This is a genomic window from Pseudoalteromonas sp. H105, from assembly GCF_001469215.1.
Taxonomy (GTDB): Bacteria; Pseudomonadota; Gammaproteobacteria; order Enterobacterales; family Alteromonadaceae; genus Pseudoalteromonas.
In genome coordinates, this window is sequence record NZ_LOFH01000002.1 from 411,092 (window position 1) to 428,718 (window position 17,627).

Genomic DNA, 17,627 nt, shown 5'->3' on the forward strand with positions numbered 1-17,627 from the left:
CTGCCCGGGAAGGCAAATATAAAAAACCTAACTACAATTGCCCTACTTACGTAGGGCTTTTTTTTGCCTACATATTTGTTATGCTCATTTTATCATATAAAGCATAACCGCCTGTTCATAAGGAAATATTGTGCACACAGTCAGTATAATCAAACTAAGAGAACCGACTTTACAGTTAGATGAATCAGAGCAGACATGGCCATGCATTAAAGATAAAAATACCTACAAACAAGAGTTAAAGCGTTGGCAAATTGAATTACTGCATGTTCAGCAGGCCTATTTTCATCAAGGGCGACGCGCTATTATTGTTTTAGAGGGGTGGGACGCAGCAGGTAAAGGAGGTGCAATCAGGCGTTTAACTCAGCGTTTAGACCCCAGAGGGTTTAGCGTTTATCCAATAGCTGCGCCAACGCCTCAGGAACAAGGGAAACATTATCTCTATCGTTTTATGACTAAGCTACCAGCTACAGGAACCATAGCCATCTTTGATCGTTCATATTATGGGCGTGTTTTAGTTGAGCGTGTGGAGGGGTTTGCGAGCGACGAGCAATGGCAGCGCGCGTATCAAGAGATTAATGAATTTGAACGCTTATTAATAGATGACGATGTTCGTATTGTTAAGTTGTTTTTAAATATCAGTAGTGATGAGCAACTCAAACGCTTTGAAGGCCGTTTGCAAGACCCTTATAAACGCTGGAAATTAACCAGTGAAGATATTCGTAATCGCGAAAAAAGAAGTGAATACGTTACTGCTATAAATGAAATGTTTGCTAATACCGACACTATTGCAGCCCCATGGCATGCTATTGCTGCGCAGTACAAATGGTATGCTCGTATAGAGGTGTTAAAAACGGTGGTCAAGCAATTACGCAAAGGAATAGACATTACACCGCCTAGTTTAGATCCCAATCTAGAGGATATAAACATAGATTAAAGCCATGACTTACTTTTCAATATGAAATATTTTTATGTTCTATGACTATTGCTGGTTTTGCATTTACTGCGATGCTAGATTGAAGTGGCTAAAAATTAAATCTCACGCAATGAATTTTTAATTTTTAACGTATTAGGTATTTCTTATGACTCAAACAGTGGAACAAACAATGAAAAAAGTAGGATTAGTCGGTTGGCGGGGCATGGTTGGCTCAGTGTTATTAGAACGTATGCAGCAGGAAAAGGACTTTGCCAATATTGACACCACTTTTTTTACTACCTCTCAAGCAGGTCAATTAGGGCCTGACATAGCCGGCACGGCAAAACCTTTGCTTGATGCCTCTAGCATAGATGAACTTGCTAAAATGGACATTGTAATTACGTGCCAAGGCGGTGATTACACTAAAGCAGTCTACCCACAACTTAGAGAGTCAGGTTGGAACGGCTATTGGGTTGATGCAGCTTCAGCTCTGCGCATGAGCGACGATAGCATCATTGTGCTCGATCCAGTTAATAAAGACGTAATCGAGCAAGGCCTTGAACAGGGTGTTAAAACCTACGTAGGTGGTAACTGCACGGTTTCATTAATGTTACTTGCTTTAGGTGGTTTGTTTGAGCAAGACTTGATCGAATGGGTAAGCCCTATGACTTACCAAGCAGCATCAGGTGCAGGCGCTCGCAACATGAAAGAGCTCATTGCTCAAATGGGCTCTATTCATGCTAGTGTTGCTGATAAACTTGCCGACCCGCAAGCTGCCATTTTAGAAATTGATAAATTGGTAACTGAGCAAATTGCTTCAAGCGATTTACCACAAGATCAATTTGGTGTGCCATTAGCAGGCAGTTTAATCCCATGGATTGATGTGCCAATGCCATCAGGGCAATCAAAAGAAGAGTGGAAGGCGCAGGTTGAAGCAAATAAAATTTTAGGCTCATCTAAGCAACCAATACCTGTAGATGGTTTATGTGTTCGTATTGGTGCGATGCGTTGTCATTCTCAAGCCATGACCATCAAATTACGTGAAGACATCAGCGTTGAAAAAGTGGAAGAGATCTTAGCCTCTCACAACGAGTGGGTTAAAGTCGTACCAAACGAACGTGATATCACTGCCACTGATTTAACACCTGTAAAAGTAACGGGCACGCTTGATATTCCAATAGGTCGTATCCGTAAATTATCTATGGGGCCAGAGTACATTAGTGCGTTCACTGTAGGTGACCAATTACTGTGGGGTGCTGCAGAGCCTTTACGCCGTATGCTACGAATTATTGTTGCAAAAAGCAGTTAATTTTAAGTTTATCAATGAGGTCAGCTTGCGCTGGCCTTTTTTATTGCGTTCACTTAGTTTTTCTTTTCTTTTTTACATGTTTAGTCCTAGTATTATTTGCTCAAAGAACACTTAAGCACTATATTTTTAGAAAGTTCTTTAGGTTTTTTTTATGAATATTTCTAAAAAACTGAAGCTCTCTTTTGCTTCAGCAATAGTACTGCCTTTATTCATTATTGCCGTATTAGTCATTACACAAACTCGCCAACAAGCTCATGATAACTTTGCGTTACTAAGTCAACGTGAAGCAACGCAAATTGACAATGCTATTGTGATGTTTTTTACTGAAATTGCTAAAAACGTCGATTTTCTTGCATCTGATCCCCGTATTCTTAATGCTCAAAAAAATGTAAAAACTCACATGGACGCTACCACCTCTGTTGCTCTTAACCATCTTGAGCAAAGCACCACTGAACAGGATGTGTTTAAAGCGTTCGATCATTTCGGTCTTACTCATCCAGGATTAGCTTATATTTATATGGGTAATGAACAAGGAGGTTACATACAATGGCCACAAGGTGAAGTTAACGCCCGGTACGACCCACGAGAGCGGCCTTGGTATAAAACAGCGGTGCAAGCGAATGGCGAAACCATTCGTACTAACGCCTATTACTGGGCAATAGACGATATGGTAATTGTATCTACTGTCAAGGCTATTAAAGACAATGGCAATATTGTCGGCGTTCAAGGGATGGATGTATCATTAAATGGTCTTACGGATATTATTGCAGATATTAAATTAGGAGAAACGGGTTACTTAATGCTAATAGAAGACAGCGGTACCATCCTTGTAGATCCTAAAAATAATGATTACCGATTTAAGCAATTATCCGAGGTTGCTGGTGGTAAGTATCAAGCATTAGCTAATAATAAGTCAGGTCAGTTTGAGCTTACGATTAATAATACCGATTATCTGGCGAGTATATACACATCTCGCACTTTAGGCTGGAAGTTTATAGCGTTAGTTGAAAAGTCTGAAGTAATGCGCGCTGCAAATACGATGACACTGTCTATTATATTTATTAGTGCTGTGTTGATTGCTGTTTTTATTATTATGGCGAGCTATATTGCGAAATTAATTTCATCGCCTATTGTAGAAGTAAGTGATGGTTTAACTGAAATTTCTCGCGGTGGTGGAGATTTAACACAACGGCTTTCGATTAAAACAAAAGATGAAACAGCCAAATTAGCGAATAGTTTTAACTTATTTCTAAACCTTATTGCTGATCTGGTGAAACAGATAAACGAATGTGCGCAAAAGGTGAGTGATACATCGTTGCAAACATCATCAGAGGCTTCGCAATTAACACGCTCCACATCACAACAGCAACAAGCGCTTGAGATGGCGGCGACAGCGATAAACGAAATGGCTGCCACAGCGAATGAGGTGTCAGCCAGTTGTGCAAATGCGGCTGATTTAGCCATGCAGACACAAAAGGCTTCAGAGATTGGTCAGTCTGTAATAACAGAAACAGTGCAAAGTGTTGCATCGTTAAGTGATGTGATCACAAAGGCAACTTCAGATATATCGCAGTTAGATGCCGAAAGTGAAAATATTATGTCTATATTAAGTGTGATACGCGGTATTGCAGAGCAAACCAATTTATTGGCACTCAATGCTGCTATTGAGGCTGCTCGTGCAGGCGATCATGGGCGAGGCTTTGCCGTTGTTGCTGATGAAGTGAGAGCATTATCACAGCGCACCTCGGAATCAACAGAGGAAATCGCTGGCCAATTAGATAAATTAAGGTCTATGTCAGGTCAGGTTTCTAGTGAGATGAAGCGGAGTTTAGAGCGCACTGAAAAAACAGTCGGTTTATCTCAGTCCGCCCAGCAGCAGTTTACTGAAATTACCGCGTCAATTGTGACTATCAGTGATTTAAATACTCAAATAGCAACAGCTGCTGAGGAGCAGCAGCATGTTGCAGAAGACATCAATCGAAATGTAATAGAAATTAAAAACGCTGCGGATGATGTCAGTGAGATTGCAACCAGCACCAGCGAAAATGGTGACAAGCTCAATGTATTATCTGATACGCTGACTTCCCTCGTTGGGAAGTTTAAAGTGTAAGGTGATAAATAACATTTACCACCTTCTCTTACTACTTCTTTAGGAGTGCTTTTAACTCATCGAGTTGCTGCTTAAGTTCGTTCACTTGCCCTTGTGTAGCGGGAAGTGAATCAACATCGGCTTTTTCTTCACGGGCGTTACGGTGCTCTTCAGACATAACCTCTAAAATAGCGCCCACCATCATATTTAAAAATACAAACGCAGTTAAAAAGATAAACGTAAGGTAAAAAATCCAGCTTAACTTATAAACCACCATGGTTTCGTACATTACGTCTGTCCAATCTTCAAAGGTTGCAACTCTGAATAATGTCAGCATAGAGATTGATACATCTCCCCACAGAACAGGGTTTATTTCAGCAAACAGCATACTGCCCATGGCAGCATAGATGTAGAAGATTACGAACATGAGCAATGCGATATAACCCATTTGTGGTATGGCTTTAAGTAACGAATTTACTAATAAGCGTAACTCTGGGATCATTGATACTAATCGCAGTACACGGAATATTCTGAGTAAGCGAGCGATGAATATTGTCGAACCTGCTGCAGGGTATAAACTGCCCACTACAATTATGAAGTCAAAAATATTCCATCCTTTAGAAAAGAAATCTTTAATTCCTTTGCTAGCGATATAGCGAATAATCAGCTCAATGAGGAAAAATACAGTGATCCCTATATCCATCCAATGCAATGCAAGCTCGACTGTAGGGTGTAAAGAATACGTGTGAGCGCCTACAGTTAGCGCAGATATCACAATAACGGCAATAACAAATGATTGAAATATTTTACTTTTATCGATACGCTGGAACAGCTCTTGTAACTGCGACAACATCATAATTCAGCCTTAACGGTAATTAATTCAAAACGTGTGCAATATACAGCAAAATTGCATCAGATGAATTGTTTTTTCGGCATAAAATGTAAGGAATTTTTAATGGTTTTCAATACACTGAAGTTGTTACTTAGTGTTTTATTTGTACTTTTTTTATCGGGTTGTACATCTGATAGCCGTTATCATGAAATTCAATCAGCGCGATTAAACGAATGTAACTACATGGCTGATAAAGAGTACCATGAATGTGTAAAGCGCCAAGAAAGCGGTTACGACGAATACAAAAACAATAGGGCTAAGGAACAAGCATCTAAAAATGACAAAAACTGAAAAACGACTTGATAATGCACTTCGTAAAGTACTGACGACTGCCTGCGAGAATATAAAAGACGTGCACCGCGACTTCAGTCATCTAACGCATACGATTAATTTGAAAAAGCCAGATAATACTTTGCAGGTTACCTGTTTTTTTATTGATGATTTCGCATTAGCGCAAGCTAATTGCCAACAGCAATTACCCTCTATTGAAAGAGAGTTAATCGAGCAGCTTAGGGTTATGGGTATAAAACCCCAGTCAATTAATTTTTTAGTGGCATAAGGTTTCCATGTTTTCGAATTTAACGCATAAGAACAAACAACGCAGTTTATTGGCGCTTACTGCGATATTTTTCATTTTAGGCATATATCAGATCGTAGCATCACCTAATGGCACTCCTATACCTATTTTTAGTAATGGGTTTGTCATCGCAATCGCATTTTGGGCTTTTTCTCGTCGTTATAGTGCAAAGTTTATAGAGCAACATTCGCTTGCTAATGCTATTACCAGAGACAACAACCAGCTAATTGTAAAACAGGCAGCTATACAAAAAGTATCTGAGGTTGATATTACTCGAATCAGCCAAATTACAATCACAGACAATTACCTTAGTTGTATACTTGATAACAATGGCCAAGGCTATGATTTTCAAATAATTGGTAAGGCGTGCGACATTGAGCTGTATTTGGCCTCAATTTTAACAGCGAGTGAACGACAAGCGATCAATATTAGCCTCGTTTAATTTGGTATAGTTTTCACATACAGTTATAATCTAGCAAAATAGTAAAAGAGATATATTATGGCTGTACCTACTCGTTCTGAAATTTCCCTAGGCACTGAAGTCAACGTTGTTTTAAAGCAAGATCAGCGAAGTGGCACATTAACTAACGGCATTGTTTCGCGTTTATTGACTAAATCACCCAACCATCCTCATGGTATTAAAGTACAGTTAGAAGACGGCCAAGTAGGACGTGTTAAAGAGATTGTTGCATGAATGAGTTCACAGAATCTTACTTTTGGCGATTAGTCACCGTTGATGACAAAACAGCTGATCCCGAATCGGTTACTCAACGTTTAAAACAGTTACTTGTTGATTTAGATGATGATAGCTTGATTTCATTTGATAAGCAGTTTGGCCTTTGCATGCGTAAAAGCTATACATGGGAATTATATGGTGCAGCGTTTGTGATGGCAGGGTGTAATGACGAGTATGGTTTTTCAGAGTTTCGGTGCTGGTTAATCTCGCGTGGTGCAAGTGCTTTTAATGCTGCAATTGAAAACCCCGACTCTTTGGCTGATTGTACTCCAGTTTATCATTTAAACGAACAGCCATACCCTTATCTAGATGAATACGATCTCATAGCTGGCTTACTCTATGAAGAGCGTAACGAAGATGAATTACCTTTTGTTCCGTCAGGTCTCGAACAGCCAAAGGGCAAACGTTTTAAAGATAAGCCTAAATTTTTAAAATTAGCTTATCCACGACTGTTTGATAAATACTGGCAGTAAAATTAGCCTTGATTTTTACTAATTTGCTTACATGGATTTACAAGCATTTAGACAACATGCCCTTTTCGCCTTTATTTGTTAATTCATTTCAAGCTTTATTCAAGTCTTTTATTTCACGCATTACTTCTATTTATTATATCGCGTCCGTTTTTTACCTATTCTTATGTTAAAAGAATAGGTAAAACTTACCCAAAACCGATAAATATGTTACATTTACGTGTTTATTTTCAATAAACAAAGACTGTAAAATAATAATATACGACATAGGAATGTTATGTATAAATCATTGTCAGTAAGCTTAATTGCATTTAGCTTGCTAAATTCGTTTAGTACTGAGGCGGCAATATCGCAGCGAGTAACTAAATCATCAACACCTGAAATTAAAACACTACTTACGCAAAACTTAACAACGGCACAATCTTCAAACAAGTCATACTTTATTGAGGTTGAAGGCGTAAGCTCTCATCGCCATAAACCAGCCAACACGCTTGCAGTTAAAAAAATGCAGCAGTACTTTGCTGGCGTGCCTGTTTGGGGGCAACAAATCCGCGTAAAATCTAATAATAACCATATCAGTGGATTTTTTGCTAAAAACATTGAGGTTTCAGCCCTAAAGTTAACGGCTAACTCTGAATTTGAAGTATCTCTCGCTGCAGATGCTTTATTACAAAATGCAAAACTCGAAACTGACTCAACTTTTGAGTTGGTTTCAAATGAGCGTTATATTTATATTGAAAATGAGCAGGCACATTACGTTAGGTTAATTGAACTTAGCGTGCATGAACAAATGAATGAATATCGTCCCATTGCGCTTGTAAGTGAATCTAACTACCTTATTTTTAAACAGTGGAACAATATTCAATCTGCGCATGGTAAGGGTCCCGGCGGCAATATTAAAACGGGTCAATATGAATATGGAACAGACTTTGACGCACTAGATATTACGCAAGTTGATGATGTGTGTTTTTTAGAAAATGAAAAAGTAAAAACTGTGACGATGGAATCAGGAACTGAACCGTCAGAAGCTTTTTCATTTCCTTGTGACCGCAATACACATAAAGAAATAAATGGTGCATATTCGCCTTTGAATGATGCGCACGCTTTTGGTACAGCGGTTTTTGATATGTACCAACAGTGGTATAATACCGCGCCATTAACTTTCCAATTGCTTATGCGAGTTCATAATGGCGATGGTTGGGAAAATGCGACATGGAATGGTGCAGCGATGACTTTTGGTGACGGCGCTGATAATTTTCATCCACTGGTATCTTTAGATATTGTTTCACATGAAGTAAGTCACGGCTTCACTCAGCAGAATTCCGATCTTTTATACTTCGATCAATCAGGTGGTATTAACGAATCATTTTCGGATATGGCAGGGGAAACAGCCGAGTACTTTTTGCGTGGTCAAACTGACTGGCTCTCTGGTGCTGATATCAGTAAAGTGGCTCCAGCTCTTCGTTATTTTGAAACCCCATCGCTCGATGGTTATTCCATCGACAACGCGAGTGATTTTTTCTATGGTATGGACGTTCACTATAGTAGTGGTGTATTTAACCGTGCTTTTTACTTCTTGTCTAACACTGAAGGCTGGGATCCCCGCAAAGCATTTGAAATAATGCTTAATGCAAATCAAAATTACTGGGTTAATTCTACTGACTTTATAGATGGTGCCTGTGGGGCAATCAACTCTGCGATTGATTTATCTTATAACGCTGTCGATGTTATTAATGCTTTTCAAATTGTTGGAATACAGTGTGACAACATTCAATTCATCGATACCGATGCTGATTTAATGGATGATAACTGGGAGATAATATTTGGTTTGAATCCTAACTCAGCCGATGATGCCTCACTTGATTTGGATCAGGATGGCTTGTCAAATCTTGAAGAGTACCTTGCTAATACCTACCCAAATAATTCAGATTCAGATAATGATGGTTTATCTGACTTTGATGAGTTAAATACTTACCTTACTCAACCAACTAATTCAGATTCTGATGCGGATATTATGCCTGATGGATGGGAGGTGTCTTTTGCACTGAACCCTCTTGATGGAGCTGATGCTCATTTAGATTTAGATTCGGATTCATTCACTAACGTTATTGAATTTATAGGTGGAAGTGATCCCTCCGATTCTAATTCTTTACCGAGCGTTCTTGAACAAGCAGTGTTTAATTTTGATGATGGGCAAATCCCTAGTGAGTTTATCTCATCAAATGTTTCTATGCCTTGGCTTGTTGAAGAGGTTGATGGGTCACAAGGTTTTGTCCTCACTAATAACGATATCGATGATGCACAACAAACTAGCATTAAGTTTAACTTTTTAACCGCCGAACAACTCTACCTAAACTTTACGTATATGCTTCAAACTGAGGGTGATTTTGATTTTTTAAGAGTATATTTAAATGATGAGCTAATTTTAGAAGACTCGGGTTTAATTGATTGGACTTCATTTTCTGCACCCATTGCGGCAGGCCTCAATGAATTAACATTTACTTATTTTAAAGATGGCTCTGTCTCCACTGACTTGGATGCTGTATTTATAGACAATATCCATATTGGTAATGAATTCTCCGATACAGATAATGACGGTATGGCAGATTCGTGGGAGTTATTACATGGCCTTGATATCTACAATAGTGAAGATGCTGCTCTAGATTTTGATGAAGACGGCTTATCAAACTTATTAGAGTTTTTAAACGGCGGGCTTCCCCGCCAAGCGGACACTGATAGCGATTCAATGCCAGACGGTTGGGAGTATAACAATGGTCTTCGCCTTACTGATGCGCTTGATGCACTAGAAGACCCAGATAATGATGGCTTTGATAATCAAACTGAATATTTTGCTCAAACAGATCCACAGCTTGCCAGCTCTTACCCTGAGTCTTTAAATATTTCATCTTCATTTGAAGCGGCAACATTACCACAATGGATTACTCATTCAGAGGACTCATCAGCTCCATGGTATATAACCAATGACTTTGCTACAGATGGAAATCAGAGCATTCGAGCTGGAGATATAGATGACTCGCAGTTTAGCCGGTTTACTATTTCAGGTTTATTTGCAAAAGGCATTTTTACATTCGACTATAAGTTAGAATCAGAATCATGCTGTGATAATTTTTTTGTATTAATGAATGGGATTGAAGTTTTTACAAGTCGAAATAGAAACGACTCTGCTACCACATCGGTTAAATTGGAAATACCGGGTGGTCTACATCAGTTATTATTTGAATATAATAAAGATAGTTCTGCGTCAACAGGAGAAGATACCGTTTGGCTTGATAATTTTATTTATTTTTCTGAAACTGATTTAACCGATAGCGATGATGATCAACTTCCAGATTACTGGGAATTAAAGTATGGGCTTGACCGTTTAGACCCATCGGATGCGTTATCTGATCTTGACGATGATGGTCTCTCTGCTCTGGATGAGTTTAATTTAGGAACAAACCCTACATCGGGTGATTCTGATAATGATGAAATATCTGATGCTTACGAAGTTACTCATAACTTGTTACCGCTTGATGCATCTGATGCGAACTTTGATGCTGATAACGATAGCTTCACTAACTTGCAAGAGTTTTATGCGCAAAGTAGTGCCAGCGATTCAACATCAACCCCTCAGCGCTTTGAACAGCTTAATGAGAGTTTTGAAGAGGGAAGGTTACCGAATTACTTTACTAAGCTCGCCCTTAATATTGGTACGTGGGAAAGCAATACACACTGGTCCACTGCCGATAATGCTAGTTTAGCATTATCCCAAAATGACGCTAGTGGTATTGCAGGTTTTGCTATTGCAGGAGTTTTTTCTTCGGGCTTTATTACGCTAGATTATCAGACTAATTACACTCACCTTTTAGAAGTTAGTGTGAATGGTACTGTTGTTGAAACAGAATACTCCACATCTCGCTTATTATTACCTGTTAGTGAAGGTTATAATATTGTAAAAGTTAAATTTGATTTGGATTTACAATACCGTCAGAGCGTATCATTTGACAATGTAATATGGTTCTCTGAACTTGATACAACTTCGGACTTTGATTCAGATGGTTTGCCTGATTATTGGGAATATGAAAATGGTCTTAATGCATTATATTCATATGATGCTAATGATGACCTAGATTATGATGGTTTATCCAATTTAGAAGAATTTAATCTTCAAACTAATCCACGTGTCAGAGATAGTGATGCTGACGGTGTATATGATAGCGAAGATAGCCATCCAAATGATGCAAGCTTAGGTGAAAATCAAGCCCCTATTTTTGGTAATCTTGAACCTATTACTATAGAAGCAGAGTTTGAAAATACGTATATTCCAAATGTATTTTTGCCTCAGGTTACAGATAATGGACATATAGAGCCACAAGTTTATATACAAAATGGATCTTCCTACCCATTAGGAGAGCATCAAATTAGCTGGGTAGCGCGTGATTTTGTTGGTAATGAAACCACTGCGATTCAAACAGTGACGATTGTTGATACTACACCGCCAGCGATCCGAGAGGGATATTATGTTTCTTTTTATGGTAATACCTTAGCGGGGCTTAAAGAGGCTATTATTAATAACTATGTAATTGATGAGGTTGCATCAGGTATTAGCTCGTTGGAAATTGATAGTAGCTTTATCTTCAGAACAGGCAATGTACAAGTGCCTGTAACGGTGACTGATGGTGCGGGCAATAGCACAACCGGTAATTTAATGGCTAGAATTTACCCTGAAGTGAGTATTCAACCGCATACTCAAGTGTACCAAAATGGTAAAATTGTTGTTGATTTGTTCATTCATGGTGAAAGCCCTTCAAGTTATGCTAGCTTTTCTTTGAATATGAATAATCAAAATTATTACTTTTATACCTATTTGTATGGCTCTATCAAAGTTGAACTAGATCGCCCTTCTTCTCAAAGTCCTGCAATTATTAAGCTTAATGGCAACAGTAATGTTTTTGTTGGCAAGAACGACACCAGCACGTTGGTATATTTAGAAGAACAGGCTTCGCCTACGTTAACAGTAGACTTACGTCAAAATGGTAAGGTAATTAATAAACATGTGCAACGTTCATTAAATGACTTCTTTGCGGAAATTAAAATTTTAGGCCTACCTTCATCAACTTCTCAGCATGATCTTGAATTAGAGGTTTCTCCAAATATTGCGTTTACTCAATATCTTTCGAGTGAGTCTGTTTGGACTATTAATTTTGATCCAAGTACGCTTGATGGCGACATTTTTGAACTATCACTGACAGGTAAAGTTGATAATGAAGTTGTGGTATCTAAAGTTATTAATTTGCAAGTGATAGACGATGTTACATTTGATGATCGTGAGGCTGATACAGATGGTGATGGTATACCTGATTTTGAAGAAGGTCTGGGTGATGGCGATAAAGATGGTATTGCCGATTACCTAGATAATTCAGCCGTGACTTATTCTGCGATACTTGCATCAGGTGACCTTTTGTATAGCGTAGATCAGTTCAATCATTTATCGGTAGGTACTATTAAGCAAGATTTAATGGATGGTTTAATTGCGGATATGTCTATAGATGAGCAGAGCTTAACTGAATACTTTACTGAGAAAAATATATTCGAGCCACATTTCCAGGCTAAGAGTGATTTGGTTAACTTAAATATAATCCTTGCAAATATGGCAAGTAGTGCTGAAATTGCGATACCACAACGCGTTAATTCACTATTAAGTTCACACCTGCAAGTCCGTGTATTATCAAATACGGGGTGGCAGTCTGTTCCTGCTCTAACGGGAAATGTATACGATAGCTTGTGTTCGGGTTGTGTTGCCTTTGGTGTTGTTGATGGCGGTGAGTTTGATCTTGATGGCAAAGTAAATGGTGAAATTGAGATTGTTGCAAAGTTAGCTGAAGAAAGCCTTAATAAAGCACCTGTATTAAACGCATCAATTCCGCAAAGTATTGATGAGTTAACTGAGGTTGAGCTTGATTTATCAGGTACTGTTGACCCCGATGGTGATACGTTAACGTTTGATTGGAAAGTCGAACATCCACAGCTTTCTATAAGCAATACCGATACTCAGGGTAAAGTTATCCTTAATGTGGCTGAGTTAACAGAGTCAGCGGAGGTGATTGTAAGCGTCGTGATATCTGATGGTTATGAGCAATTTACGCATGATTTCAAAATTAATGCGTTGCACATTAATCAGTTGCCAAGTGTTGAGCTTAGTGATTCAACGATTACTGCAGATGAAGCAACTGAAGTTACAGTTACAGCAACAGCCACAGATAAAGAATCTACAGAGCTTAGTTATACCTGGGTACAAACAAAAGGTATTGAGGTCGTACTTGAAAGCCAAAACGCAAGTACTCTTAAATTTGTAACGCCAAATGTATCTCAGTCGACAGAACTTGCGTTTAAAGTTGTTGTCTCTGATGGCGAGGCTGATGTTGAGCAAGCGGTTACAGTGACTGTGAACGATGTGCCACAAGTTGTTCAGCCTACTAAGTTGGATGATAAGAAAAGTGGGGGGGGGTCATTCGCTCTGATGCTTCTATTGCTTCTGACAACTTTAGTATTGAGGCGGTCGCAGTATTATAGTCGCTATGGCTAGCATTCAATGAATATTTAACAAATCAAAACCCCTGATATTTATCGGGGGTTTTTGCTTTTTGGTTAAAATGATATGGATCTGAAATTGTGTTCTGTGAGTATGTTATGATATTCGTATGAGCAAAAATTATGGTTTTTTTATGCGTTATTTTAAATTGATACTATTTAGTAGCTGTGTATTATTAACAATTCAGCTTCAGGCACAAGTTGTTTTGCCTAGTAATAAAACAAAGTTTGAAAGCTTATTTAATAGTAAAGCTGGCTCTTACACGTTATTAAATGGTGATCCAACCTTTTGTGATTCTGGTCAACTTAAATGGCTTGATGATACTCAGCCTGATTTAGGTTTTAGCTTAGGTAATTTAATTACATTTAACGGGCTTCATAACGGTACACAAACTAATAAAGTTGCCAATTTTTGCTTAGTCACGACTAAATTTAAATACACCAGTGAAGGTATAACCATGACCCTCCGCCATGATCGATGTGACAACCCAGAAGATTCACTTGATAGCAGCCAAACATTGCGTTTTTTGGCTGGCAATAAACTACAGTACACTGTTGAAAGTACGGATGTTTTGTGCAAATTTGAGCAGCAACGTTTATAAGTCACATGTTATTTTAGGTAATGCATGCCAACGAGTTGTGTAATGGGGCGATAAGTACTCACGTTTCATATGCCATGACTGTGTTTGTTGCTGACTTGCCAATGATAATGTATTGCTGCCGTAACGTTTGTTTATAGTATCTAAGCAGTTCATAAGTTTACTATTATCTCTTGATACAGCAAATAAATCCGGTTGTTGAAATTGTACAGAGCCTAACTCTAACGCCCCCACACCACACTTATAAAATTGTATGCCAGGTTGGTAGAGTTGATCAAATAACTGATTAACAGCGCTGGCTAATACACAACTATCAGAACTTGGGGTCGCAAAGTCATAAATTAAAGATTTTTTATAGTAGACTTGTTCGTGTGAAGAGCTTGCAACAAACAACAAAAGCCGTTGAGTGACAGAGCGTTGTTGACGAAGTTTTTTACCAACAGTAACGCAGTGACTGACTAATGCTGTTTTTAGTGCAATCGGATCAGTTAGCCGTTTACCAAAGCTGCGAGTCGAAAATATTTCGCGTTTATCTTGGCGTACTTCATCCCAGCTCAAACAAGCTACTCCGTTAAGCTCGTTAACAGTGCGCTCAAGTACCACACTAAATTGCCTTTTCATACGCCGGGGTTCTTGTTGCGCCAAATCAAGTGCTGAATGTATATTCATTAATTTTAATTTTTTTGCAATCCGTTTACCCACACCCCAGACATCGCTTACATCCATCATAGCAAGTATCTTTTTGCGTGAGCTTTCACTGTCGATGATGGCAACGCCATCAAAGCCGGTCAGCTTTTTGGCTGCATGATTTGCTGCTTTTGCTAAAGTAGGGGTTGGGCCAAAGCCAACACCTACAGGCAGTTTAGTTTCTTGCCACACAGTACGACGGATCTGATGGCCATACTGATGCCAATCCCTTATTAAGGGTGTAAAACCGTTAAAGTGTAAAAACGATTCATCAATACTATAAATATGTTGGTTATCACAAAAGCGGCTGATCACATTCATCATTTTGTCGCTTAAGTCGGCGTATAACTCATAGTTAGATGAACGAACAATCACGTTATGCTTAGCAAATAAGTGTTTTACTTTAAAGTAGGGCTGAAATTTAGGAATATTTAACTTACGTGCAATAGGGCACACGGCACAAATACAGCCATCGTTGTTGGTTAATACAACGACGGGCTTTGTTCTGATTGCGGGGTCAAACACTTTTTCAGCACTGGCATAAAATGACACCGCATCGACTAAGGCATACATTGGTGTAACTCAGGACTTAAACGGTGCAGACGAATTGAGCGCGTGACTACACCTTCTAATTGAAATTCATCATCGGCTGAAAGCTGAACAGGCCCATATGCAGGAGACGCTGACAATAATTGTGCATTTGTTCTATCAAGCAATTTACACACAAATAAGCCATTTAAGTTGGCAACAATCACATCGCCATTTTTGGCGTCTTCAGCTCTGTCAACTAACAGTAAATCACCATCAAAAATACCCACACCTTGCATAGACTCCCCAGAAGCAACACCGATAAACGTGGCATCTGGGTGTTTTATTAATAATTGATCAAGCGATAAGCCTAATTCTTTGTATTGGGCCGCGGGGGATTCAAATCCACACACGCCAGCTTCGATATAAATTGGGATAACACGCATACTAAAACACACTTAACTGTATATTTGTACAGTATAGTGCTTAGCACGTTAAAATGCCAAGGGTTAGATCAGTTTCGCAAGCGCAGACGGCCTATTTTATTCATGATTTATATTGCTGATCATAGTGTTAGCTGTATGCAAAAAATTATCAATTTGGCTTTGATCTAACCCTTGGCATAGTAAAGCATCAACACTTTGCTCAGCGGCATGCAATTTTTGTAATAGTTGTTCGCCTGTTTGGGTGAATGAAAGGATAAAGCAGCGTTTATCATTTTCATCGGGACATTTAGATATTAAGTCGAGTTTTAGTAACTCTTTGATCAAACGTGCTATTTGAGCTTTATCACGTTGTGTTTGCAGAACAATATCGTTTGCAGTGCAATGAGGTGTTTGGGCAATAATATGCAAGCAACGTACATGCAATGCATTGATACCTAACTCGTTAGCGTTAATAGAGTTTCGTACAGTCACACGGTAACTTTGAGCAAGAGCAAATAAAGTAGCGGCTAAATTTTGTTGTGTCATGAAACACCTAGTTAGTTGACAAAGTCAATTAAAAGTATATAGTTGATTTTATCAACCAATGGGGCGTTGTGCAAACAATCATTATTTTATTAAAGCATTGGAGATAAACATGGGTAAAAAAATACGTCGAGCATACGTGATCAGTATCACACAAATAGCGCCGCATTTAATGCGTATTGTCGTTGGCTCTGAGGAGTTTGAAGACTTTCCACTTGATCAACAAGGTGCTTATGTAAAAGTACTCTTTCCTCATGAAGGGCAAACAGACGTTGAACTTGATCTTAAAGCGGATAATCCTGCGGTCAGGCGCTCATACACAATACGTGAAATAGACTCACAAAGCGGGGCAATCAGCTTGGATTTTGTTATTAATCAACATAGCGGGATTGCTACGAATTGGGCTAAGCGTGCCAAAGTGGGTGACAACATAGGTATTGCAGGGCCTGGGCCCAAAAAGCTCTCAGATTTTAGTCAATCAGATTACCTATTGTTAGGAGATTTAACCTCCGTTAATGCAATAAATGGTTACTTACAGAAGTTACCAGCCAGTGCTACCGTGAATGCTATTATTCACGTACCTGATAAGCAGGATATTATTGAGCTCGATGTAACCCAGAGTAATCACCGCGTTAATTGGCTTGTTAGCGAGCAACCAAACATCGATTTAATTAATACAGTGATCGCCCAGTTGAGCCAAAGTCATACTAAGCCGTTAGTGTTTATGGCCCTTGAGTCTTCATTGGTTCGGCAAATAAACACCCTTGTTGGTGAACGCTTTGAAATTGAACGCGAAAATATAGTGTGCTCAGCCTATTGGAAGCAAGGTATAACAGCCGATGGTTTAAAAGTCGAAAAACAGCACCAATCAAATGCTTAAATGCTGATTAAAAATTACCTCTATGTCATCACAGTAGAGGTAAATATGTTAATGGTACTTTGTTATGTAACCTCGTGCGGCGATACTTTTTTTGTTACTCGGATTAAGCCTACCAGCCGTTAGCGGCTCTACGACTATTAACTATGAGCTTAAGACGATAGTTAAATAGCTCGGGATAGATAAGTTTATTTTTACCAATGGCTATACCAAAGCCAATACAGGCACAGCCCCCTTGAAATCATAAGCAGATTAAATAATAGCTAAATTAAGCAAGCATACATTTTGTACTTGTTACTCTAGTTATACATCAAAACAGAGGTAAGCCATAAGGTTTATCGTTCTATTATATTAATCAATTAGATTCATACAATCAATTTTAACGTATTAA

15 protein-coding genes are annotated in these 17,627 nt (G+C 38.7%); 11 read left to right on the forward strand and 4 right to left on the reverse strand.

Annotated elements, in window-relative coordinates; all coding sequences use genetic code 11:
* Window positions 1-127: 127 nt before the first annotated feature.
* The 3 genes from ATS75_RS05335 (at window position 128) to ATS75_RS05345 (ending at window position 4,332) form a co-directional block, all read left to right on the forward strand.
* A complete protein-coding gene (locus tag ATS75_RS05335; protein ID WP_414858276.1) occupies window positions 128-934 on the forward strand; it encodes a polyphosphate kinase 2 family protein in 807 nt (268 codons plus the stop codon).
* 145 nt (window positions 935-1,079) lie between these two features.
* Window positions 1,080-2,222, forward strand: coding sequence for an aspartate-semialdehyde dehydrogenase (gene asd, locus ATS75_RS05340; RefSeq protein ID WP_058559395.1), 1,143 nt, complete (start codon window positions 1,080-1,082; stop codon window positions 2,220-2,222).
* Window positions 2,223-2,373: 151 nt separating this feature from the next.
* Entirely contained in the window at window positions 2,374-4,332 is a 1,959-nt protein-coding gene (locus ATS75_RS05345; RefSeq protein WP_058559396.1) for a methyl-accepting chemotaxis protein, read from the forward strand.
* A 31-nt stretch (window positions 4,333-4,363) separates the two neighbouring features.
* Here the strand turns inward: ATS75_RS05345 and ATS75_RS05350 are convergent, their stop codons facing one another.
* Entirely contained in the window at window positions 4,364-5,164 is an 801-nt protein-coding gene (locus tag ATS75_RS05350; RefSeq protein ID WP_201020950.1) for an ion transporter, read from the reverse strand.
* A 102-nt stretch (window positions 5,165-5,266) separates the two neighbouring features.
* On the opposite strand from ATS75_RS05350, the gene ATS75_RS05355 reads away from it, so the two are divergent.
* The 7 genes from ATS75_RS05355 (at window position 5,267) to ATS75_RS05385 (ending at window position 14,179) form a co-directional block, all read left to right on the forward strand.
* Window positions 5,267-5,494, forward strand: a complete 228-nt coding sequence (locus tag ATS75_RS05355; protein ID WP_058559398.1) for a hypothetical protein — start codon at window positions 5,267-5,269, stop codon at window positions 5,492-5,494.
* Window positions 5,481-5,762: a hypothetical protein gene (locus ATS75_RS05360; RefSeq protein ID WP_058559399.1), complete on the forward strand. Its 282-nt coding sequence runs from the start codon at window positions 5,481-5,483 to the stop codon at window positions 5,760-5,762. Before ATS75_RS05355 ends, ATS75_RS05360 begins: the two co-directional genes overlap by 14 nt.
* 7 nt (window positions 5,763-5,769) lie before the next feature.
* Complete coding sequence (locus tag ATS75_RS05365; RefSeq protein ID WP_058559400.1) at window positions 5,770-6,222, forward strand: hypothetical protein; 453 nt, start codon at window positions 5,770-5,772, stop codon at window positions 6,220-6,222.
* A gap of 57 nt (window positions 6,223-6,279) precedes the next feature.
* Entirely contained in the window at window positions 6,280-6,474 is a 195-nt protein-coding gene (locus ATS75_RS05370) for a YwbE family protein (RefSeq protein WP_058559401.1), read from the forward strand.
* A complete protein-coding gene (locus tag ATS75_RS05375; protein ID WP_058559402.1) occupies window positions 6,471-6,989 on the forward strand; it encodes a DUF4240 domain-containing protein in 519 nt (172 codons plus the stop codon). Before ATS75_RS05370 ends, ATS75_RS05375 begins: the two co-directional genes overlap by 4 nt.
* A 274-nt stretch (window positions 6,990-7,263) precedes the next feature.
* Complete coding sequence (locus ATS75_RS05380; protein WP_058559403.1) at window positions 7,264-13,572, forward strand: M4 family metallopeptidase; 6,309 nt, start codon at window positions 7,264-7,266, stop codon at window positions 13,570-13,572.
* 139 nt (window positions 13,573-13,711) lie between these two features.
* Entirely contained in the window at window positions 13,712-14,179 is a 468-nt protein-coding gene (locus tag ATS75_RS05385; protein WP_058559574.1) for a hypothetical protein, read from the forward strand.
* Here ATS75_RS05385 and ATS75_RS05390 read toward each other — a convergent pair.
* From ATS75_RS05390 to ATS75_RS05400, 3 genes are all read right to left on the reverse strand, one after another.
* Window positions 14,174-15,436 (reverse strand): Y-family DNA polymerase, encoded by a 1,263-nt coding sequence (locus tag ATS75_RS05390; protein ID WP_058559404.1) that lies wholly within the window; start codon window positions 15,434-15,436, stop codon window positions 14,174-14,176. The two genes, ATS75_RS05385 and ATS75_RS05390, sit on opposite strands and share 6 nt — an antisense overlap.
* Window positions 15,424-15,837 carry a LexA family protein gene (locus ATS75_RS05395; protein WP_058559405.1) on the reverse strand — a complete coding sequence of 138 codons (414 nt, stop codon included), beginning with the start codon at window positions 15,835-15,837 and terminating at the stop codon, window positions 15,424-15,426. The genes ATS75_RS05390 and ATS75_RS05395 overlap by 13 nt, the downstream gene beginning before the upstream one ends.
* A 96-nt stretch (window positions 15,838-15,933) precedes the next feature.
* Window positions 15,934-16,362, reverse strand: a complete 429-nt coding sequence (locus ATS75_RS05400; RefSeq protein ID WP_058559406.1) for a MarR family winged helix-turn-helix transcriptional regulator — start codon at window positions 16,360-16,362, stop codon at window positions 15,934-15,936.
* A gap of 109 nt (window positions 16,363-16,471) precedes the next feature.
* Here ATS75_RS05400 and ATS75_RS05405 point away from each other — a divergent pair, with 109 nt between their 5' ends.
* Entirely contained in the window at window positions 16,472-17,239 is a 768-nt protein-coding gene (locus tag ATS75_RS05405) for a siderophore-interacting protein (RefSeq protein ID WP_058559407.1), read from the forward strand.
* Window positions 17,240-17,627: the final 388 nt, after the last annotated feature.

Bases quoted from the DNA above. Each gene is read 5' to 3' on its own strand.
- asd (WP_058559395.1), top strand. From the start codon at position 1,080: ATGACTCAAACAGTGGAACAAACAATGAAAAAAGTAGGATTAGTCGGT.
- ATS75_RS05345 (WP_058559396.1), top strand. From the start codon at position 2,374: ATGAATATTTCTAAAAAACTGAAGCTCTCTTTTGCTTCAGCAATAGTA.
- ATS75_RS05350 (WP_201020950.1), bottom strand. From the start codon at position 5,164: ATGTTGTCGCAGTTACAAGAGCTGTTCCAGCGTATCGATAAAAGTAAA.
- ATS75_RS05355 (WP_058559398.1), top strand. From the start codon at position 5,267: ATGGTTTTCAATACACTGAAGTTGTTACTTAGTGTTTTATTTGTACTT.
- ATS75_RS05360 (WP_058559399.1), top strand. From the start codon at position 5,481: ATGACAAAAACTGAAAAACGACTTGATAATGCACTTCGTAAAGTACTG.
- ATS75_RS05365 (WP_058559400.1), top strand. From the start codon at position 5,770: ATGTTTTCGAATTTAACGCATAAGAACAAACAACGCAGTTTATTGGCG.
- ATS75_RS05370 (WP_058559401.1), top strand. From the start codon at position 6,280: ATGGCTGTACCTACTCGTTCTGAAATTTCCCTAGGCACTGAAGTCAAC.
- ATS75_RS05375 (WP_058559402.1), top strand. From the start codon at position 6,471: ATGAATGAGTTCACAGAATCTTACTTTTGGCGATTAGTCACCGTTGAT.
- ATS75_RS05380 (WP_058559403.1), top strand. From the start codon at position 7,264: ATGTATAAATCATTGTCAGTAAGCTTAATTGCATTTAGCTTGCTAAAT.
- ATS75_RS05385 (WP_058559574.1), top strand. From the start codon at position 13,712: ATGCGTTATTTTAAATTGATACTATTTAGTAGCTGTGTATTATTAACA.
- ATS75_RS05390 (WP_058559404.1), bottom strand. From the start codon at position 15,436: ATGTATGCCTTAGTCGATGCGGTGTCATTTTATGCCAGTGCTGAAAAA.
- ATS75_RS05395 (WP_058559405.1), bottom strand. From the start codon at position 15,837: ATGCGTGTTATCCCAATTTATATCGAAGCTGGCGTGTGTGGATTTGAA.
- ATS75_RS05400 (WP_058559406.1), bottom strand. From the start codon at position 16,362: ATGACACAACAAAATTTAGCCGCTACTTTATTTGCTCTTGCTCAAAGT.
- ATS75_RS05405 (WP_058559407.1), top strand. From the start codon at position 16,472: ATGGGTAAAAAAATACGTCGAGCATACGTGATCAGTATCACACAAATA.